A 19,594-nucleotide genomic window follows, 5' to 3' on the forward strand; every position below is an offset into this window, starting at 1 on the left:
AACTATTCGGCGGGGTCGATCCCGGCGCGCAGCAGACCGTACGTGAAGGCGTCCTCCAGGGCCTGCCAGGACGCGGCGATGACGTTCTCGCCGACGCCGACCGTGGACCACTCGCCGTTGCCGTCGCTGGTGGTGACCAGGACCCGGGTCGTGGACTCGGTGCCGTGGCGGCCCTCCAGGATGCGGACCTTGTAGTCGATCAGCTCGAACTTGGCGAGCTGCGGGTAGATCCGCTCCAGGCCGGTCCGGATCGCCCGGTCGAGGGCGTTGACCGGGCCGTTGCCCTCGGCGGTGGCGACGATCCGCTCGCCCTTGGCCCAGAGCTTCACGGTCGCCTCGTTGGCGTGGGTGCCGTCGGGCCGGTCCTCGACGATCGCGCGCCAGGACTCCGTACGGAAGTAGCGGCGGGCCCGGCCCTCGGCCTCCTCGCGGAGCAGCAGCTCGAAGGAGGCGTCGGCGGCCTCGTACGTGTAGCCCTTGAGCTCGCGCTCCTTGACCCGCTCGACGACCCGGCCGACGAGCTCGCGGTCGCCGCCCAGGTCGACGCCGAGCTCCTTGCCCTTGAGCTCGATGGAGGCGCGGCCGGCCATGTCGGAGACGAGCATCCGCATGGTGTTGCCGACCAGCTCGGGGTCGATGTGCTGGTAGAGGTCGGGGTCCACCTTGATCGCCGAGGCGTGCAGTCCGGCCTTGTGGGCGAAGGCGGAGACGCCGACGTACGGCTGGTGGGTGGAGGGCGTGAGGTTGACGACCTCGGCGATGGCGTGCGAGATCCGCGTCATCTCGGCGAGGGCGCCGTCGGGGAGGACCTTCTTGCCGTACTTGAGCTCCAGGGCCGCCACGACGGGGAAGAGGTTGGCGTTGCCGACCCGCTCGCCGTAGCCGTTGGCGGTGCACTGGACGTGGGTGGCGCCCGCGTCGACGGCGGCGAGGGTGTTGGCGACGGCGCAGCCGGTGTCGTCCTGGGCGTGGATGCCGAGGCGGGCGCCGGTGTCGGCGATGACGGTGGCGACGACGGCCTGGATCTGGGCGGGGAGCATGCCGCCGTTGGTGTCGCAGAGGATGACGACGTCGGCGCCGGCCTCGTGCGCGGCGCGGACGACGGCCTTGGCGTAGTCCGGGTTCGCCTTGTAGCCGTCGAAGAAGTGCTCGCAGTCGACGAAGACGCGGCGCCCCTGGGAGGTCAGGTGGGAGACGGTGTCGCGGACCATCTCCAGGTTCTCGTCGAGGGTGGTGCGCAGGGCGAGTTCGACGTGCCGGTCGTGCGACTTGGCGACCAGGGTGATCACCGGGGCGCCGGAGTCGAGGAGCGCCTTGACCTGCGGGTCCTCGGCGGCGCTGCCGCCGGCCCTGCGGGTGGCGCCGAAGGCGACGAGCTGCGCGTTCTTGAACGCGATCTCCTGCCGGGCGCGGGCGAAGAACTCCGTGTCGCGCGGGTTGGCGCCGGGCCAGCCGCCCTCGATGAAGCCCACGCCGAACTCGTCGAGGTGCCGGGCGATGGTCAGCTTGTCCGCGACGGTGAGGTTGATGCCTTCACGCTGCGCCCCGTCGCGCAGGGTCGTGTCGAAGACATGGAAGCTGTCGTCGAGGCGCGAGCCCTCGGCGTTCTCCGTGGTCATGGCTGTGATGGCTCCTGTCGGATGTGGCTCCGGAAGGTATGGATCCACTTGCCCCCATTCTCACGCGTCGTCCGCTTCCGGCGTGGGTGGGGCCGGAAAACGAAAAAACCCCTCGCGGGTGCGAGAGGTCTGCGCGCGGGTCTGGGGCACGGTGTCCACTGCCGCGGGGGTCGTTCCGCGATTCAGTGGCCACTGCGGACCGGCGCGCCGCTGCCGATAATCATCGTGGTAGCAAGCACGCCGGAAGTCTGGCACAGGTCCCGGATCAGATGGACGCCGGTCTCACGATACGGGCAGTCGATCTCGCTCCGACGGGGAACCGGTGGCGCCGACGCGCCCCAGGTCGATGTCCCGGGTCTCCCGCATCGCGAGGTAGACGACCAGGGAGACGGCCGCGCAGCCCGCCACGTACCAGGAGAAGCCCGACTCGACGCCGGCGTCCTTGAACCAGAGCGCCACGTACTCGGCGGTGCCGCCGAAGAGGGCGTTGGCGATCGCGTACGGCAGGGCGACGCCGAGGGCGCGGACGCCGGTCGGGAAGAGCTCGGCCTTCACGCAGGCGTTGATGGAGGTGTAGCCGGTGACGACGACGAGCGCGAGGAGGGAGAGGCCGAGGGCCGGCCAGAAGGAGCCCGCGTGCTTGAGCATCGTCAGGATCGGGACGGTGAGGAGGGTGGAGCCGAGCGCGAAGGTGATGAGGAGCGGACGGCGCCCGATCCGGTCGGACAGCCGGCCGGCGAGCGGCTGGAGGCAGGCGAAGACGATCAGGGCGCAGAAGGAGACCAGGGTGGCGGTCTGCTTGGGCAGTCCGGCGGAGTTGGACAGGTACTTGGTGAGGTAGGTGGTGTACGTGTAGTACGCCACGGTCCCGCCCATGGTGAGCGCGACGACGAGGAAGGCCTCCCGCTTGTGCGCCCACAGGGCCTTGAGGGTGCCCCGGTCGCCGCTGTCGGCGCCGGAGCCCTCCTCGTACACCTCGGTCTCCAGCATGGTCCGCCGCAGGTAGAAGACGACGGCCGCGCCGAGGGCGCCGACGACGAACGGGATGCGCCAGCCCCAGGCGTGCAGGGCGTCGGCGGACAGGGTGTGCTGGAGGACGAGCAGCAGGCCGAGGCCGAGGATCTGGCCGGCGGTCATCGACACGTACTGGAAGCTGGAGGCGAAGCCGCGGTGGCGCGGGGCGGAGGCCTCGGTGAGGTAGGTGGCGCTGGCGGCGTACTCGCCGCCGACGGAGAGGCCCTGGAGGAGGCGGGCGACGAGGAGGACGACGGCGCCGCCGTACCCGGCGACGGCGTACGTCGGCGCGATCGCGATCAGGACGGCGGAGGCGGACATCAGGGTCACGGTGAGGGTGAGCGCCGCCTTGCGGCCCCTGCGGTCGCCGACCCGGCCGAGGAGCCAGCCGCCGACGGGGCGCATGAAGAAGCCGACGGCGAAGATGCCGGCGGTGTTCATGAGCTTGGCGGTGTCGTCGCCCTCGGGGAAGAAGGCCCCCGCGAAGTAGGTGGCGAAGCTCGCGTACACGAACCAGTCGAACCACTCGACCATGTTGCCGGCGGAGCCGACCCAGATCTTCTTCCAGTGCTCTCGTCCCATGGGCAGGAACCGTGCCGGAGATCACGCGGGGGCAACAAGGGTGCAGCGCGCAACGATCGGGAGTACTTGCGTGCGTTACGGTCGCGAGATCAGCGTTTCGTCCACGAACTCCCTTACGTGGGAGAGGACTTGCTCCCTCCCCGTGCCCGGGATGCCGACGGCGACGTGCACGCTGAAGCCGTCGAGGAGGGCCCGCATCCGGGTGGCGGAGCGGTCCGGGTCGACCGCGCGGAACTCGCCCCGGGAGACCCCCTCGGCGAGGATCGCGACCAGGTCCCGGTGCCAGGCCCCCTCGATGGCGGCCTGCCGGGCGCGGGCGTCGTCGTCGGCGTTCTGCGACCGGTTCCAGACCTCCAGCCAGAGCGTCCAGTGCGGGTCGCGGGGCCCGTCGGGCACGTACACGTCGACGTACCCGTCGAGCCGGTCGCGCGCGGTCCCCGGGCGGGACAGCAGCGCGCTCCGCTCAGCGCCGAGCCGCCCCTCGCTCCACTCCAGGGTCTGCAGCAGCAGCTCGTCCTTGGTGCGGAAGTAGTACAGCAGGTGCCCGCTGCTCATCCCCACCTGCCGCCCGAGCCCGGCCATGGTGAGCCCGTCGAGCCCCCGCTCGGCGATCGTGTCCATCGCCGCGGCGAGCACGTCCTCCCGCGGAGGAGCGGCCTGGTTGCGCCGACGGGGGTGGGAGGAGGAAGGGGTGGGGTTGCTGCTCTGACTCACCCGTATGTTCTACCTCACCCGTTCCGCCTCCCCCTGCCGCGCTCAGACCTTCGGCTGCTGCTGCGTGATGCAGTGGATGCCGCCGCCGCCCGCGAAGATCGTGCGGGCGTCGACCAGGACGACCTCGCGGTCCGGGAAGAGGCGGCGGAAGATCTCGGCCGCGACCTCGTCGTGCGGGTCGTCGAAGGCGCAGAGGACGACGCCGCCGTTGCACAGGTAGTGGTTGATGTACGAGTAGTCGACCCAGTCGCCCTCCTCGTCCTTCAGGACGGTGGGCGCCGGGACCTCGATGACCTCCAGCGGGCGGCCCTTCGCGTCGGTCTGGCCGCGCAGGATCTCCACGTACGTCTTCGAGCGCACGTAGTCCGGGTGGGCCGGGTCCTGCTGGCTGTGGACGAGGACCGTGCCGGGGCGGGCGAAGGCGGCGACGATGTCGACGTGGCCCTGGGTGCCGTAGAGGCCGTAGTCGCCGGAGAGGCCGTGCGGCAGCCAGATCGCCTTCGTGGTGCCGAGCTTGGCGTGGATCTCCTGCTCGACCTGCTCGCGGGTCCACTCGGGGTTGCGGCCGGAGCCGAGCTGGACGGTGTCGGTGAGGAGGACGGTGCCCTCGCCGTCGACGTGGATCGCGCCGCCCTCGTTGACCAGCGGGGACGACTGTACGGGGACTCCCGCGACGTCCGCGACATGGCGGGCGATCTTGGAGTCGTGCTCCCAGCGGGCCCAGTCCTGGGCGCCCCAGCCGTTGAACACCCAGTCCACGGCGGCGAGTTCGGTCCCGTTCGTGACGAACGTCGGGCCGATGTCCCGCATCCAGGCGTCGTCGAGCTCGCGCTCGACGAGGTCGATCTCCGGGCCGAGGAGCGCCGCGGCCGACTCGGCGTCGCCGGGCGCGACGACCATCGTCACGGGCTCGAAGCGGCGGACGGCGCGGGCCACCGACGCCCAGGCCGCGCGGGCCTCGCCGAGCTCCTCCTCGTTCGTGAAGGTGGGGTTGGGGCTGGGCCAGGCCATCCAGGTGCGCTCGTGCGGCATCCACTCGGCGGGCATGCGGAAGGTCATGAGTCAGGTCCTAGAGGAAGTAGAGGCGGTTGAGGGAGACGGACTCGGCCGCCTCGGAGCGGATCGGGGACCCGTCGAGCGAGACGAGGCCCGTGCGGCCGTCGACCTGGACGTCGCCGACGCGGGAGTTGAACCGCAGGTCGGCCGGGCCGATGCCGCGGGTGCCGCGCACGGCGACGCGCCGGCGGCGGGTGGGCATGGCGTCGGAGCCGAGGTCGACGGCCGCCTGCGCGACGAAGGCCACGGAGAGGTCGGCGGGCGCGGCGCCGTGGGCGCCGAAGAGGGGGCCGAGGACGAGCGGTTCGCAGGTGTCGGTGGCGGCGTTCGGATCGCCCACGACCCCCCACGCGGGGAAGCCGTTCTTGATGACCATCTGCGGCTTGGCGCCGAAGTACTCCGGTCGCCACAGCACGATGTCGGCCATCTTGCCGACCTCGATCGAGCCGATCTCGTGGGCCAGGCCGTGGGCGATCGCCGGGTTGACGGTGAGCTTGGCCATGTAGCGCAGCACGCGCGCGTTGTCGTCGTGCGCGCCGTCGCCCTCCAGCGGGCCGAGCTCGGCCTTCATCTTCCCGGCCATGGCGAAGGTCCGGCGTACGGTCTCGCCGGCCCTTCCCATCCCCTGCGCGTCGGAGGAGGTGATCCCGATCGCGCCGAGGTCGTGCAGGACGTCCTCCGCGCCCATCGTCCCGGCCCTGATCCGGTCGCGCGCCATCGCCGCGTCGCCGGGCAGGTCGGTCTTCAGGTCGTGGACGGAGACGATCATCCCGTAGTGCTCGGCGACCGCGTCGCGGCCGAAGGGCAGCGTGGGGTTGGTGGAGGAGCCGATGACGTTCGGCACGCCCGCCATCTTCAGCACGTTGGGCACGTGCCCGCCGCCGCAGCCCTCGATGTGGAAGGCGTGGATCGTCCGGCCCTCCAGCACCTTCAGGGTGTCCTCGACCGACAGGCACTCGTTCAGGCCGTCCGAGTGCAGCGCCACCTGCACGTCGTGCTCCTCGGCCACCCGCAGCGCGGTGTCCAGGGCCCGGGTGTGCGCGCCCATGTCCTCGTGCACCTTGAAGCCCGAGGCCCCGCCCTCGGCCAGCGCCTCCACCAGCGGCGCCGGGTCCGAGGACGAACCCCGCGCCAGGAACCCGATGTTCACCGGCCACGCGTCGAACGCGCCGAACGCGTGCTTGAGCGCCCACGGCGAGTTGACCCCGACACCCCAGACGGGGCCGAACTCCTGGCCGATGACCGTGGTGACGCCGCTCGCGAGCGAGGCCTCCATGATCCGGGGCGACAGGAGGTGGACGTGGGTGTCGACGGCTCCGGCGGTGGCGATGAGGCCCTCGCCGGAGACGATCGAGGTGCCGGTGCCGACGACGACGTCCACCCCGTCGAGGGTGTCGGGGTTGCCGGCCCGCCCGATCGCGTGGATGCGGCCCTCGCGGATGCCGATCGACGTCTTCCTGATGCCGAGCACCGCGTCGATCACCAGCACGTTGCTGATCACGACGTCACAGGTCTCGCGGACGGCCGCGGCCTTGAGGTGGAGGCCGTCGCGGGCGGTCTTGCCGAAGCCGGCGAGGAACTCGTCCCCCGGCTTCTGCGAGTCGGACTCGACCCGGACGACGAGCCCGGAGTCGCCCAGGACGACCCGGTCGCCGGCGCGCGGGCCGTGCACGGATGCGTACTCGTACGGGTCCATCAGTCCTTCTCCTCCTCGGGCAGAACTCCCAGGTAGCCGCAGGCCGCCGCGCGCCGCAGGGCCTCCTCCTTCGCGCCGGGCGCGTCCAGCGGGCCGTCGACCAGGCCCGCGAAGCCGATGGCGACGCGGGCGCCGCCGATCGGGACGAGCCCCACCTCGGCCTCGCCGCCCGGGTCGAAGCGGAAGGAGGCTCCGGCCGGGATGGCGAGGCGCATGCCGTAGGCGGCGGCGCGGTCGAAGTCCAGGCGCGGATTGGCCTCGAAGAAGTGGAAGTGGGAGGTCACGCTCACGGGCACCGTCGCCGTGTTCCGCACGGGGAGGGTGAGCGCCGGTTCGGGCTCCGGGTGTCCGGGCCCGGGCAGCAGCGCGCCCGGCGCCTCGGCGCCCAGGTGACCCCCGCCGATGGGGGCGGAGACGACCGCGAGCCGCGAGCCGTCGTCGAAGACGGCCTCGACGTGGACCTCGGTGACGACGTCGGCGACGCCGGGCAGGACGTCGTCGGGGCCGAGGACGGAGCGGGCCGCCTCGATCGCCTCGGCGAGTCGCTTGCCGTCGCGGGCCGCCTCGCAGACGGTGTCCGCGATGAGCGCGGTCGCCTCGGGCACGTTGAGCCGCAGGCCCCGGGCCCGGCGGGCGCGGGCGAGCTCGGCGGCGCCGAAGAGCAGCAGCCGATCGCGTTCCGTGGGGGTCAGTCGCACGCCCCAAACACCTCCTGCAGTTCCGACACGTTTGAGCGACACTCTAAATGTTGAGACGCGAGTCTCCAAGCATTGACGTCACCGACAGGCGTAGGTCACATTGAGCGCCGCTCTAAAATTGCCACACCCGCCCCCGCAGGGAGTCCTCATGCCGATAGAACAGCGCGGAGTCGACACCATCCCCGAGGCCGAACGCACCAGCGGCCCCCGCGACCTCGTCTCGATCCTGCTCGGATCCAACCTCTGCCTGGGGGTGATCGTCTTCGGCTGGCTGCCGGTCTCCTTCGGCCTCGGCTTCTGGGCCTCGGTGACCTCGGTGATCACCGGCACCCTCGTCGGCGTCGCCGTCACCGCCCCGCTCGCGCTCGTGTCCCTGCGCACCGCGACCAACCTCTCCACGTCCTCCGGCGCCTTCTTCGGCGTCCGCGGCCGGCTCGTCGGCTCCGTGGTCGGGCTGCTGCTCTCGCTCGGCTACACCGCGCTGACCCTCTGGATCGGCGGCGACGTGATGGTGGGCACGCTCGCCCGCCTCGTCGGCCTGCCGACCGGAGGCGCCGCCCACGCCGCCGTCTACGCGTTCCTCGCCGCCTGTACGGTGGTCGGCGCGGTGTACGGCTACCGGCTGCTGCTCCGACTGAGCAAGGCGCTCGCGATCGGCATGACCGTGCTCCTCGCCGTCGGCCTGGCCGCCTACGCCGGGGACTTCACCACGGCAGCGGTCCCGGACACCCCGTACCTGCTCGGCTCCTTCTGGCCGACCTGGCTGCTCTCCGCCGTCGCGGCGGGCCTCAGCGGACCCGTGGCCTTCATCACCCTGCTCGGCGACTACACCCGGTACGTCTCCCCCGAGCGGTACAGCGCGAAGACCGTGTGGCGCGCCACCTGCCTGGGCCTGACCGTCGGCCTGCTCGTCCCGCAGCTCTTCGGCACGTTCACCGCGCTGGCGGCGCGCGGCGGCCTGGAGTACGCGGGCCCGCTCGTCGCCGCGTCCCCCGTCTGGTACCTCGTACCGCTCCTGATCGCCGCCACCGCCGGCTCCGTCGGCAACGCGGGGCTGATGCTGTACTCGATGGGCCTCGACCTCGACGCCATCCTGCCGAAGGCCACGCGCGCGCGTGCCACCCTCGTCGTCGCGGCCGTGGCGACGGCCTTCGTCTTCCTCGGCCACTTCGCCTCGGACGCCCAGACGGCGATGACCTCGTTCGTGCTGCTGCTCACCGCGATCGGGACCCCGTGGGCGGTGATCACCCTGATCGGGCACGCGCGCTGCGGCGGCGCGTACGACCCGGAGGCGCTCCAGGTCTTCAACAACCGCTCGCGCGGCGGGACCTACTGGTTCTCGGCGGGCTGGCACCCGCGCGCCACCTTCTCCTGGGCGGTCGGCGCGGCGGTCGGCCTGGCCGCGGTGTCGACACCCCTCTACGAGGGGCCGCTGCTCGCCCTGACGGGCGGGATCGACTGCAGCTTCGTGTTCTCGGGGATCGTGGGCGGCGCGCTGTACGCCGTCCTGACGCCGAACAGGGCTCCCGAGACCGTGACGACGGCCCCGGAAGCCCTGGTCCAGGCGGACTGACGACTAGCCGAGCTTATGCATCCAGCCGTGCGTGTCCTCGGCCCTGCCGGTCTGGACGGCGAGCAGCGCCTCGCGCAGCTTCAGCGTGACCTCGCCGGGCTCGCCGCCCGACTGCTGCCACTCGCCCCGGGCCGACTTGACCGTGCCGACCGGGGTGATGACGGCGGCGGTGCCGCAGGCGAAGACCTCGGTGAGGGTGCCGTTCTCGGTGTCGGCCTGCCACTGGTCGATGGAGACGCGGGCCTCCTCGGACTCGTAGCCCAGGTCCTTGGCGACCTGGAGGAGCGAGTCGCGGGTGACGCCCGCGAGCAGCGAACCGGTGAGGGTCGGGGTGACGATCTTCGGCTTTTCATTGGACACAGCGCCGTACACGAAGTACAGGTTCATGCCGCCGAGTTCCTCGACCCACTTGTGCTCGACCGCGTCGAGGTAGCAGACCTGGTCGCAGCCCTTGGCCGCCGCCTCGGCCTGCGCGAGCAGGGAGGCCGCGTAGTTGCCGCCGGTCTTGGCGTCGCCGACGCCGCCGGGGACGGCGCGGACGCGGTCCTCGGAGGCCCAGATGGAGACGGGCTTGACGCCGCCGGGGAAGTAGGCGCCGGCCGGGGAGGCGATGACGACGAAGAGGTACTCGTTGGCCGGGCGGACGCCCAGGCCGACCTCGGTGGCGATCATGAACGGACGCAGGTAGAGCGAGGACTCGCCGCCGTGCTCGGGAACCCAGGCCTCGTCCTGCCGGACGAGGACGTCGCAGGCCTCGATGAAGGTCTCCACCGGCAGCTCGGGCATGCCGAGGCGGTGCGCGGAGCGCTGGAAGCGGCGGGCGTTGGCGTCGGGACGGAAGGTGGCGACCGAGCCGTCGGGGCGGCGGTAGGCCTTCAGGCCCTCGAAGATCTCCTGCGCGTAGTGCAGGACGTTCGTGGCCGGGTCCAGGGAGAGCGGGCCGTACGGCACGAGCTGGGCGTCGTGCCAGCCGCGGCCCTCGGTCCACCGGATGGTGACCATGTGGTCGGTGAAGTAGCGGCCGAATCCCGGGTTGGCCAGGATCGCCTCGCGCTCCGCGGCGGACAGCGGGCTGGAGGAGGGCTTGAGCTCGATCGTGGGCGTCGTCATGAGTGCGTGTCCTTCACCGGTTGTGATGGGGAGGACCGCGCGCGCACGCCGTCGACGGGGACTGTCGTCCCTGACGAGCCAGGCGTACGGGCGTGCCCGTATGCCGCGGCCCCACGTTCGATTATCGCCCGTGGGGACCTGTGCGGAAAACGGGTGGCGCGGTCCGGCGTTCGGGGGGGCCCCGCGGCCGCGCATGGGACAGCCGCCGGGCACTGGTGCGACCCGGCGGCTGCTGTCTGCTGTCAGTCGGCGCGGGTCAGCTCGCTACTCGCGCGGCGAGCGCGTCGCCGATCTCGTCCGTCGTACGGACGGAGTCGCCGCGCTCGGTGAGGTCGGCCGCGACGGCCTCCTCGACCCGGGCGGCCTCGGCCTCGTAGCCGAGGTGGCGGAGCAGGAGGGCGACGGAGAGGACGGTGGCCGTGGGGTCGGCCTTGCCCTGGCCCGCGATGTCCGGCGCGGAGCCGTGGACCGGCTCGAACATGGACGGGAACTCGCCGCTCGGGTTGATGTTGCCCGAGGCGGCGACGCCGATGCCGCCGGAGACGGCCGCGGCGAGGTCGGTGATGATGTCGCCGAAGAGGTTGTCGGTGACGATGACGTCGAAGCGGGCCGGGTCGGTGACGAGGAAGATCGTCGCGGCGTCGACGTGCAGGTAGTCGGTGGTGACCTCGGGGAACTCGGCCGCCACCTTGGTGAAGATGTTCGTCCAGAGGTGGCCGGCGAAGGTCAGCACGTTGTTCTTGTGGACCAGCGTCAGCTTCTTGCGCGGACGGGCCTGGGCGCGGGCGAAGGCGTCGCGGACCACGCGCTCGACACCGAAGGCGGTGTTGACCGAGACCTCGGTGGCGACCTCGTGCTCGGTGCCCTTGCGGATGGTGCCGCCGTTGCCCGTGTACGGACCCTCGGTGCCCTCGCGGACCACGACGAAGTCGATCTCGGGCTGGCCGGCGAGCGGGGTCGCGACGCCGGGGAGCAGCTTCGAGGGACGCAGGTTCACGTGGTGGTCGAAGGCGAAGCGGAGCTTCAGCAGGAAGCCGCGCTCCAGGACGCCGGACGGCACCGACGGGTCGCCGATGGCGCCGAGCAGGATGGCGTCGTGCTTCTTGAGGGAGTCGAGGTCGGCGTCGGTGAGGGTCTCACCGGTGGCGTGGTAGCGCTTGGCGCCGAAGTCGTACTCCTCGGTCTCCAGCTTCACGTCCTGGGGAAGGACGGCCGCGAGGATCTTGAGGCCCTGGGCCACGACCTCCTGGCCGATGCCGTCGCCGGGGATGACTGCGAGATTGATGCTGTGAGACATGTCGGCACCCTACTCTTCGTCCCATCGTCTGACACGTGACGTCCACCATGTGGACGAAGCGCCATGTCGCGGAACGGAAGTGGAACAGGATCAGTGGCCGGTGGAACCGCCGTTGTCACGGCGGTCGAGCGCACGCTGGAGGGCGGCGGCGGCGTTCTGACGGGCCTCGTCGCTGGGACGGTTGGCGGAGTGGCGGACGCGGCGGGCGGTCTGAGTGGCCATGGGGGATCGACTCCTTGAGATCAGTGGTGATCCGGATGTGCGGAGATCAGTGGTGATCGAAGGCGCCGGAAGGGGCGGGGAGCGCCGCCGCAGGGGTTGCCTGCACAGGGCATCGCGCTCTCGACCGCCCTTCGCTTGATGAAGCGAGACGTTCGGCTCCTACAAAGCTAGGGCAGGGCTCCGCATCTGTCTCCACAATTACTCGGACTTCCTACTATCTGAGACGGCACACTCAGCCACGGCATCTAGATTGCATTCCTACCTAGGTAGTGATCAGATGTGCCCATGGCCGCAGACCGCAGACCCAGCTGGCTCAAGGGAGTCCTCGACCTGCTCGTCCTCTCCTGCCTGACCGACGGCGAGAGTTACGGGTACGAGATCGCCAAGGCGCTCGACGGGGCCGGCCTGGGCGAGATCAAGGGCGGGACGCTCTATCCCGTACTGAACCGCCTGGAGCAGGCCGGTCTGGTGGAGGCCGAGTTCCGCGCCGCCGAGCGCGGGCCCGGGCGCCGCTACTACCGGCTCACCGGCGAGGGCCGGACGTATCTCGCGGCCGAGAGCGAGGCCTGGTCGGAGTTCCACCGGGCCGTACGGACGCAACTGCACGCAGGGGGAACCGCACCATGACCACCGACGCCCATGTCGCCTACTTCACCGAACTGACCGACGCGCTGCGCGCCGCGGGCGTGCCCGAGGAGCAGGCCGCGCGGACGGCCGAGGAACTGCGCGGCCACCTCGCGGAGACGGGGACCGCGCCGGAGGAGGAGTTCGGGCCGGCCGAGGCCTTCGCGGCGAGCCTCGGCGGGCTCGCCCCGGCCCCCGGCGAGCCGGACGGGGCGGCGGAGCACTGGACGTGGACCGCCGACCTCTTCAACGACCGCCGGATGCTGGCCGTCCACGGCGCGCAGGGCTGGGAGGTGGAGGGCCTGGACGGCATCGGCCGCTTCGTCTGCCGCCGGGCGCCCGGGGTCGCGCTCACCTGGGAGTACCGCCGCGAGGTGATCGCGGGACGCAGGCGGGCCCGCCTCCTCGACGAGCTCACGCCGGAGGGCTGGGAGCTGTGCGGCGAGTGGCTGGTGTACGGCTACTTCAAGCGGCCGCGCGCGGCGACGGCGGGACCCGAGGGCGCCGTTGACAGGCCTCCGGCCGCCCCGCACCGGTGGCTGTTCCTGAGCCGCCGGGGCAAGGCGGTGCTCGCGGTCTGGTGCCTCCTGGTCGGCGGCGCGCTGACGGCGTTCTTCGTCGGGGCGCTCGGTTCGGCCGGGCTCGCGATCGCGATCGCCCTCACGTCGGCGCTCTCCGCCGCGTACACCTCACACCTGGAGACGGCCGCGGGCCGCGCCCGCAACCGGGCCTGACCCGCCCTCACATGACGTCGCCGTCCCGCCAGTCGAAGACCAGCGGGGCGGCGGGGTCCGGCAGGGCACGGCCGCCGGCGGGACGCAGGAAGACGAAGCCCTCCTCCTCGGCGAGGTGGACGATGCCCCCGGGCCCGAGCGCTTCGAGGCGCCCCGCCCAGACCTGCCAGCCGCGCGCCCGGTAGAGCGCGGCCCCCTCGTCGGAGGCGCCGAGCGCCCCGAAGGCGTACGCGCCGTCGATCACCCGCTCCAGCTCGGCCATCACGGCCCCGCCGAGCCCCCGCCGCCTGAGGCCGTCCCGGACGGCGACCCCTTCGACGTATCCGACGCGGTGCGAGCGGCCCCGGTGGAGGGCCCGGCGCTGCACGACGGCGCCGTGGGCGGCGATGCCCCGCTCGTCCTCGATCCAGGCGTGGACGCCGCCGAGGGTGTGGTCCCAGTCGTCGTCGGAGAAGTCGCCCTCGAAGGCGGTGTCGAGCATCTCGCGTACGGAGCGGAGCCGGGCGGCCCCGAGTTCATGGGTGGGCGCGATCCTCACGGTCATGCCTCACCCTCCCACATCCACCTAACCATTAAAAAGTCATTGACAGGTTAGACCGATCCCTGCTTGAGTCGTCTCGTAACCAGTGAGCGACCAGTAAGGGGTTATAACGATGTCCGTGCTGCCGACCCACCACCGCACCGTCACCGTCCGGGGCCACGAGATCGCCTACCGCGAGGCCGGTCCGGCCGACGCCCCCGTCCTGCTCCTGCTGCACGGCTTCCCCACCAGCTCGCACATGTTCCGCGACCTGATCCCCCTGCTCGCCGACGACTACCGGCTCATCGCCCCCGACCACCTGGGCTTCGGCCGCAGCGCGGCGCCGCAGGACTTCGACTACACCTTCGCCGCGCTCGCCGAGCTCACCGCCGAGTTCACCGAGGCCCTCGGCCTGGACCGGTTCGCGCTCTACATCCAGGACTACGGCTCCCCCATCGGCCTGCGCCTCGCGCTCGCGCACCCCGAACGGATCACCGCGATCGTCACCCAGAACGGCAACGCCTACGAGGAGGGCCTCGGCGCCGAGGCCTGGGCGCCCGTCCTCGCCCTGATCGAGAAGCGCACGCCCGAGACGGAGGAGCCGGTCCGCGCCATCCGCTCCCTGGACGGCATCAGGTGGCAGTACGAGACGGGCGTCCCCGCCGAGCACCGGGACCTGCTCAGCCCCGACGCCTGGCACCACGACGCCGCCCTGATGGCCCGCGAGGGCCAGGACGACATCCAGTTGGACCTGATCGCCGACTACGGCTCCAACTTCTCCCTCTACCCGGCCTTCCAGGAGTACTTCCGCACCTCCCGGGTCCCCCTCCTCGCCGTCTGGGGCGAGGGCGACCAGGTCTTCGTCCCCGCCGGCGCCGAGGCCTTCCGCCGCGACCTCCCGGACGCCGAGATCCACCTCCTGCCCACGGGCCACTTCGCCCTGGAGACCCACGCGCCGGCGATCGCGGAGCTGATCGGCGACTTCCTCAAGCGGCACGCGGGGGAATGAGAACCGCCCCCGTCCTCGGTTGGGGGACCGGGGAGGGGGGCGGTGATCAGGGGCCGCTCGCGCGACGGGCGGGCGTCAGCCCATGTGCGGGTAGCCGTACTCGGTCGGCGGGACCAGCGTCTCCTTGATGGCGCGGGTCAGCGTCCAGCGCATCAGGTTCTGCGGGGCACCGGCCTTGTCGTTGGTGCCGGAGGCGCGGCCGCCGCCGAAGGGCTGCTGGCCGACGACGGCGCCGGTCGACTTGTCGTTGATGTAGAAGTTGCCCGCGGCGAAGCGGAGCTTCTCCATCGTGTACGCGGCGGCGGCGCGGTCGCCGGAGATGACCGAGCCGGTGAGGGCGTAGTCCGAGACCGACTCCATCTGGGTCAGCATCTCGTCGTACTTGTCGTCCTCGTAGACGTGGATCGCGAGGATCGGGCCGAAGTACTCGGCCTTGAAGACCTCGTTCTCCGGGTCGTCGCAGACGATGACGGTCGGGCGGACGAAGTAGCCCACCGAGTCGTCGTAGGTGCCGCCGGCGATGATCGTGCAGCTCGGGTCGGCCGCGGCACGGTCGATCGCCGCCTTGTTCTTGGCGAACGAACGCTCGTCGATGACGGCGCCGATGTAGTTCGACAGGTCGGTGACGTCACCCATGGCGATGCCGTCGATCTCGGCCGCGAACTCCTCCTTGAAGCCGTCGTTCCAGATGGACGCCGGGATGTACGCGCGGGAGGACGCGGAGCACTTCTGGCCCTGGAACTCGAAGGAGCCGCGGTTCAGCGCGGTCTTCAGGACGGCGCGGTCGGCGCTGGGGTGGGCGACGACGAAGTCCTTGCCGCCGGTCTCGCCGACGATCCGCGGGTACGAGCGGTACTTCTCGATGTTGTTGCCGACCGTCTTCCACAGGTGCTGGAAGGTCTTGGTCGAGCCGGTGAAGTGGATGCCGGCCAGGTCGCGGTGGTTCAGGGCCACCTCGGAGACGGCGATGCCGTCGCCGGTCACCAGGTTGATGACGCCCTTCGGCAGGCCGGCCTCCTCCAGGAGCTCCATGAGGAGCACGGCGGAGTGGGTCTGCGTCGGCGACGGCTTCCAGACCACCACGTTGCCCATGAGGGCGGGGGCGGTGGGCAGGTTGCCCGCGATGGCCGTGAAGTTGAACGGCGTGATCGCGTAGACGAAGCCCTCCAGCGGGCGGTGGTCCAGACGGTTCCACACGCCCGGGGAGTTCGCCGGCGGCTGCTCGGCGAGGATCTGGCGGGCGTACGCCACGTTGAAGCGCCAGAAGTCGACGAGCTCGCACGGGGTGTCGATCTCGGCCTGCTGCGCGGTCTTCGACTGGCCGAGCATCGTGGACGCGGCCAGCGTCTCGCGCCACGGGCCGGCGAGCAGCTCGGCGGCGCGCAGGATGATCGCGGCGCGGTCGTCGAAGGACATCGCGCGCCAGGCCGGGGCGGCGGCCAGGGCGGCGTCGATGGCGTCCTGGGCGTCCTGCTGGGTGGCGCCGCGGAAGGTGCCGATGACGGCCTTGTGGTTGTGCGGCTGGACGACCTTGAACTCCTCGCCGCCGCCGAGGCGCTTCACGCCGCCGATGGTCATCGGCAGCTCGCGCGGGTTCTCGGCCAGCTCCTTGAGCTTGGTCTCCAGACGGGCCCGCTCGGGGGAACCGGGGGCGTAGCTGTGCACCGGCTCGTTGACCGGAGCGGGGACCTGGGTGACAGCGTCCATGAGGCTCGTGACTCCTTGTGAGAGGTGGGCTCAGCCCTTGGTGAGGATGGAGCGGACGAAGAAGAGGAGGTTGGCCGGCTTCTCCGCCAGGCGGCGCATGAAGTAGCCGTACCAGTCGGTGCCGTAGGCGGTGTAGACGCGCATGCGGTGGCCCTCGGCGGCGAGGCGGTTCTGCTCCTCGCTGCGGATGCCGTACAGCATCTGGAACTCGTACTCGTCCAGCTTGCGCCCGGCGCGGCGGGCCAGCTCCTGGGCGATGGAGATCAGGCGCGGGTCGTGCGAGCCGATCATCGGGTAGCCCTCGCCGTCCATCAGGATCTTCATGATCCGGACGTACGCCTTGTCGATCTCGGGCTTGTCCTGGATGGCGACGGACTCGGGCTCCTTGTAGGCGCCCTTCACGATCCGGACGCGGGAGCCGTTCGCGGCGAGGCGGCGGGCGTCGTCCTCGGTGCGGAAGAGGTAGGCCTGGATGACGCAGCCGGTCTGCGGGAAGTCCTTCCGCAGCTCCTCGTGGATGGCGAACATCGAGTCGAGGGTGGTGTGGTCCTCGGCGTCCAGGGTGACGGTGGTGCCGATCTCGGCGGCGGCCGCGACGACCGGGCGGACGTTCGCGAGGGCCAGCTCGTGGCCGTTCTCCAGCGACTGGCCGAACATCGACAGCTTCACGGACATCTCGGCGCGGGCGCCGAGGCCCAGCTCCTTGAGGCGGCCGATGAGCTCCAGGTAGGCGTCCCGGGCGGCGTACGACTGCTCGACGGTGGTGATGTCCTCACCGACGACGTCGAGGGTGACCTCCAGGCCGCGGCCGCTCAGCTCGGAGACGATCGGGACGACGTCGTCGACCGTCTCGCCGGCGATGAAGCGGGCGACGACCTGCTTGGTCCCGGGGGCGGCCGAAACGATACGGCGCATCTTGTCGCTGCGCGACGCGGCGAGGATCACGGGACCCAGCACGGGGCACCTCCAGAGGGCAAAGGTAGGACGGGGCCGTAACCGGACCAAAGGAACGAACCGGGAACAGCACGGAGAACCACCGTGAAACCTATGGATCGCTCCGATCGTCCGCCATCTACAGCTGTCACGCATCCGTGGCCCGCGCCTCATACATCTGTCTGACGGGCGCGGCGCCGGGTGCGAGAATGTGGCCGTGAAGGGCGATTACCAGGAGCTGGTGGACGAGATCTCGGCGCTGCTCGGCGAGCCGGCGACACTGGAGAACCGCGACTTCGGACTGATCGCCTTCGGGGCCCACGACAGCGACGACGACAGCGCGATGGACCCGGTCAGGACCCGCTCGATCCTGACCCGGAAGTCCTCCCCCGCGGTCCGCGCCTGGTTCGAGGGCTTCGGCATCACCCGGGCGACCGGCCCCGTCCGCATCCCGGCCGCCCCGGACGCGGGCGTCTTCCGGGACCGCATCTGCCTGCCCGTACGCCACCGGGGCGTCGTCCTCGGGTACGTGTGGCTGCTCGACGCCGAGCCGGGCCCCTCGCACGCGCAGCTCACCGCCGCGATGGAGGTCGCCGCCCGCATCGGCGAGCTGCTCGCCGACGAGGAGCGGGCGGGCGCGGACCTCTCCCGGGAACTGCGGGCCGCCCTGACGGCGGAGCGCGGCTGGCAGTACGACATGGCCCTCACCGCCCTGCGAACGGCCCTCGGCCCGGACGCGGAGGGCCTCCACACGCTGGTCTGCCTGGCCCCCTGGCCGACGGAGGACACCCCGTCCCCCCGCACGATCCCGGGCGCGGCGGCCCTGTGCGCCTTGCCGTGGCGCCCGGCGGCGGGCCCGCCCCTCGGCCAGGGTGCGGCGACGGGAGCGGGCCAGGGCCGGCAGGCGCCGGGCCCGGCGGGCAGGAGCGGGACCACGAGCGGCCCCGGTTCCGCCTCCGGCGGGCAGGCGTCGGGCCCGGGAGCTCAGACCGGCTACGGCCGACAGGCTTCGGGCCCGGTGGGCCGGACCGGGGCCGGCGCCGGCCGGGCCATCGCGGGCGCCGCCCCCGACGCCGCCCCCAGCCCCTACGTCCCGGGCTCCGCCCCCACCGACGGCGGGGCGGCCCGCGCGCTCGCCGTCCTCGTGCGGCTGCGGTCGGCCGACAACCTCTCCCCCGCCACCGCCGCGGCGACCCGGCTGCGCGGCTCCGCCGTCGCGGGGGTGGCCACCCCCCGGCGGGGGCTCGCGGAGCTCGACACCGCCTGGCGGGAGGCCTGCTCCGGGGCGCGGGCCGCGCTCGTGCAGCCGGCGCTCGGGCCGGTCGCCGAGTGGGCGGCCATCGGCCCGTACCGGCTGCTCACCGCGCTGCCCCCGGCCGAGCCGGACCCGGCGGTCCGCGCGCTGCTCACCCCGGCGCACACGGAACTGGCCCGCACGGCCGAGGTGTTCCTCGACCACGCGGGCCAGGCGGGCCGCACGGCGGCGGCCCTGGGCATCCACCGGCAGACGCTCTACTACCGCCTCTCCCGGGTCGAACAGCTCACCGGCCTCGATCTGGACGCCGGCGAGGACCGCCTGCTGCTGCACATGGCGCTCAAGGCGGCCCGGCTGTAGCGGTCCGCGTCAGGCGACGACGGGTTCCGCCCCGTTCACGGCGACCGTCCGCGCCGCCGACGCGTCCGCGGAGACCTTCGCGAGCTGGGCGGCGGCCCCGATCAGCAGGCCCGCGGCGAAGAACCCGGCGAGGATCGCGGTGGTGCGGCGGCGCGTGCGCATGGATGCCTCCTGGCGTGGACTCCGGACTCCCGTGGTCCCGGCCATCACAGCAGCCCGACGCCGGCGGAGGCGACGGCTCCGACCGGATCCGCCCCTACCGACCCTCCATCAGGACCTTGAGCCCTTCGGTGAGGTCGTCCGCGCTCGGCGCCGTCTCCGGGTCGACCATCCACTGGATCATGACGCCGGTCGCCAGGGCCTGGAGCAGCAGTCCGGCCACCCGGGCCTTCTCCGGCTCCGCCTCCGGGTCGATGCCGAGCATGCCCTCGGCGATGCCGAGCCGGCCCTCCCGCTGCGGCTCCTTGATCGCCTCGCGGAGCTTCTCGTCGTCGTCGAGCCGGGTGACGACCTCGGTCTGGAGCTTCCAGACCGGGCGGCTGGCCTCGGCGGCGCCGATGAGCTGCGCCCAGGTCGCGCGGAAGCGCTCGTACGGATCGGCCGGAAGGGTGACGGCGCCCTCCTCCTCCCCGTCCGGGAGGCTGACCCGCTCCCCCCACTCCTCCGTGACGGCGAGGAAGGCCTGCTGGAGCAGGGCGTCCTTGGAGCCGTAGTGGTAGCCGATGGAGGCGAGGTTGGTCCCCGAGGCGGCGACGATGTCGCGTGCCGTGGTCCGCCCGTACCCCTTCTCCAGGAGGCAGCGCTTGGCGCCTTCGAGGAGGTCTTCCTTGTGTCCCATGACAGCACTGTACCCGGTCTCTAGACGCTTGTG

19 protein-coding genes are annotated in these 19,594 nt (G+C 71.8%); 5 read left to right on the forward strand and 14 right to left on the reverse strand.

What is annotated here, in order from left to right; all coding sequences use genetic code 11:
- Positions 1 to 2: 2 nt before the first annotated feature.
- The 6 genes from cimA to ureA all read right to left on the reverse strand — a co-directional run bounded on the left by cimA (position 3) and on the right by ureA (position 7,379).
- Positions 3 to 1,619, reverse strand: coding sequence for a citramalate synthase (gene cimA, locus GGE06_RS18515; RefSeq protein WP_116158675.1), 1,617 nt, complete (start codon positions 1,617 to 1,619; stop codon positions 3 to 5).
- 282 nt (positions 1,620 to 1,901) lie between these two features.
- Complete coding sequence (locus tag GGE06_RS18520; RefSeq protein ID WP_184931289.1) at positions 1,902 to 3,215, reverse strand: MFS transporter; 1,314 nt, start codon at positions 3,213 to 3,215, stop codon at positions 1,902 to 1,904.
- Between the two features lie 75 nt (positions 3,216 to 3,290).
- A complete protein-coding gene (locus GGE06_RS18525; protein WP_221518322.1) occupies positions 3,291 to 3,836 on the reverse strand; it encodes a TetR/AcrR family transcriptional regulator in 546 nt (181 codons plus the stop codon).
- A gap of 135 nt (positions 3,837 to 3,971) precedes the next feature.
- Entirely contained in the window at positions 3,972 to 4,988 is a 1,017-nt protein-coding gene (locus GGE06_RS18530; RefSeq protein ID WP_116158678.1) for an agmatine deiminase family protein, read from the reverse strand.
- Between the two features lie 10 nt (positions 4,989 to 4,998).
- A complete protein-coding gene (locus GGE06_RS18535; protein WP_116158679.1) occupies positions 4,999 to 6,681 on the reverse strand; it encodes an urease subunit alpha in 1,683 nt (560 codons plus the stop codon).
- On the reverse strand, positions 6,681 to 7,379 hold the full coding sequence (ureA, locus tag GGE06_RS18540) for an urease subunit gamma (RefSeq protein ID WP_184931291.1): 699 nt from the start codon (positions 7,377 to 7,379) through the stop codon (positions 6,681 to 6,683). Before ureA ends, GGE06_RS18535 begins: the two co-directional genes overlap by 1 nt.
- Positions 7,380 to 7,527: 148 nt before the next feature.
- On the opposite strand from ureA, the gene GGE06_RS18545 reads away from it, so the two are divergent.
- Complete coding sequence (locus GGE06_RS18545; protein WP_184931292.1) at positions 7,528 to 8,952, forward strand: cytosine permease; 1,425 nt, start codon at positions 7,528 to 7,530, stop codon at positions 8,950 to 8,952.
- Positions 8,953 to 8,955: 3 nt separating this feature from the next.
- On the opposite strand, the gene GGE06_RS18550 is transcribed toward GGE06_RS18545, so the two are convergent.
- The 3 genes from GGE06_RS18550 to GGE06_RS43465 all read right to left on the reverse strand — a co-directional run bounded on the left by GGE06_RS18550 (position 8,956) and on the right by GGE06_RS43465 (position 11,581).
- Positions 8,956 to 10,062 (reverse strand): branched-chain amino acid aminotransferase, encoded by a 1,107-nt coding sequence (locus GGE06_RS18550; protein ID WP_184931293.1) that lies wholly within the window; start codon positions 10,060 to 10,062, stop codon positions 8,956 to 8,958.
- A gap of 256 nt (positions 10,063 to 10,318) precedes the next feature.
- A complete protein-coding gene (locus GGE06_RS18555) occupies positions 10,319 to 11,359 on the reverse strand; it encodes a 3-isopropylmalate dehydrogenase (protein WP_116158683.1) in 1,041 nt (346 codons plus the stop codon).
- Positions 11,360 to 11,449: 90 nt separating this feature from the next.
- Positions 11,450 to 11,581: a hypothetical protein gene (locus tag GGE06_RS43465; RefSeq protein WP_260461862.1), complete on the reverse strand. Its 132-nt coding sequence runs from the start codon at positions 11,579 to 11,581 to the stop codon at positions 11,450 to 11,452.
- A 285-nt stretch (positions 11,582 to 11,866) separates the two neighbouring features.
- Here GGE06_RS43465 and GGE06_RS18560 point away from each other — a divergent pair, with 285 nt between their 5' ends.
- Positions 11,867 to 12,208: a PadR family transcriptional regulator gene (locus GGE06_RS18560; RefSeq protein WP_116158684.1), complete on the forward strand. Its 342-nt coding sequence runs from the start codon at positions 11,867 to 11,869 to the stop codon at positions 12,206 to 12,208.
- Positions 12,205 to 12,939, forward strand: coding sequence for a hypothetical protein (locus GGE06_RS18565; RefSeq protein WP_116158685.1), 735 nt, complete (start codon positions 12,205 to 12,207; stop codon positions 12,937 to 12,939). The genes GGE06_RS18560 and GGE06_RS18565 overlap by 4 nt, the downstream gene beginning before the upstream one ends.
- A 7-nt stretch (positions 12,940 to 12,946) precedes the next feature.
- On the opposite strand, the gene GGE06_RS18570 is transcribed toward GGE06_RS18565, so the two are convergent.
- The gene (locus tag GGE06_RS18570) at positions 12,947 to 13,483 is read right to left on the reverse strand and encodes a GNAT family N-acetyltransferase (RefSeq protein ID WP_116158686.1); all 537 of its coding nucleotides are present in this window, start codon (positions 13,481 to 13,483) and stop codon (positions 12,947 to 12,949) included.
- Between the two features lie 109 nt (positions 13,484 to 13,592).
- On the opposite strand from GGE06_RS18570, the gene GGE06_RS18575 reads away from it, so the two are divergent.
- A complete protein-coding gene (locus GGE06_RS18575; RefSeq protein WP_184931294.1) occupies positions 13,593 to 14,468 on the forward strand; it encodes an alpha/beta fold hydrolase in 876 nt (291 codons plus the stop codon).
- A gap of 75 nt (positions 14,469 to 14,543) precedes the next feature.
- On the opposite strand, the gene pruA is transcribed toward GGE06_RS18575, so the two are convergent.
- Positions 14,544 to 16,175: an L-glutamate gamma-semialdehyde dehydrogenase gene (gene pruA, locus GGE06_RS18580; protein ID WP_116158687.1), complete on the reverse strand. Its 1,632-nt coding sequence runs from the start codon at positions 16,173 to 16,175 to the stop codon at positions 14,544 to 14,546.
- 30 nt (positions 16,176 to 16,205) lie between these two features.
- Positions 16,206 to 17,132, reverse strand: a complete 927-nt coding sequence (locus GGE06_RS18585) for a proline dehydrogenase family protein (protein ID WP_116158688.1) — start codon at positions 17,130 to 17,132, stop codon at positions 16,206 to 16,208.
- Between the two features lie 193 nt (positions 17,133 to 17,325).
- On the opposite strand from GGE06_RS18585, the gene GGE06_RS18590 reads away from it, so the two are divergent.
- A complete protein-coding gene (locus tag GGE06_RS18590) occupies positions 17,326 to 18,723 on the forward strand; it encodes a PucR family transcriptional regulator (protein ID WP_312883182.1) in 1,398 nt (465 codons plus the stop codon).
- Between the two features lie 9 nt (positions 18,724 to 18,732).
- On the opposite strand, the gene GGE06_RS18595 is transcribed toward GGE06_RS18590, so the two are convergent.
- Both GGE06_RS18595 and GGE06_RS18600 read right to left on the reverse strand, forming a co-directional pair.
- A complete protein-coding gene (locus tag GGE06_RS18595) occupies positions 18,733 to 18,885 on the reverse strand; it encodes a hypothetical protein (protein WP_184931295.1) in 153 nt (50 codons plus the stop codon).
- Positions 18,886 to 18,979: 94 nt separating this feature from the next.
- The gene (locus GGE06_RS18600; RefSeq protein ID WP_184931296.1) at positions 18,980 to 19,561 is read right to left on the reverse strand and encodes a TetR/AcrR family transcriptional regulator; all 582 of its coding nucleotides are present in this window, start codon (positions 19,559 to 19,561) and stop codon (positions 18,980 to 18,982) included.
- Positions 19,562 to 19,594: the final 33 nt, after the last annotated feature.

This window comes from Streptomyces nymphaeiformis, assembly GCF_014203895.1.
Taxonomy (GTDB): Bacteria; Actinomycetota; Actinomycetes; order Streptomycetales; family Streptomycetaceae; genus Streptomyces; species Streptomyces nymphaeiformis.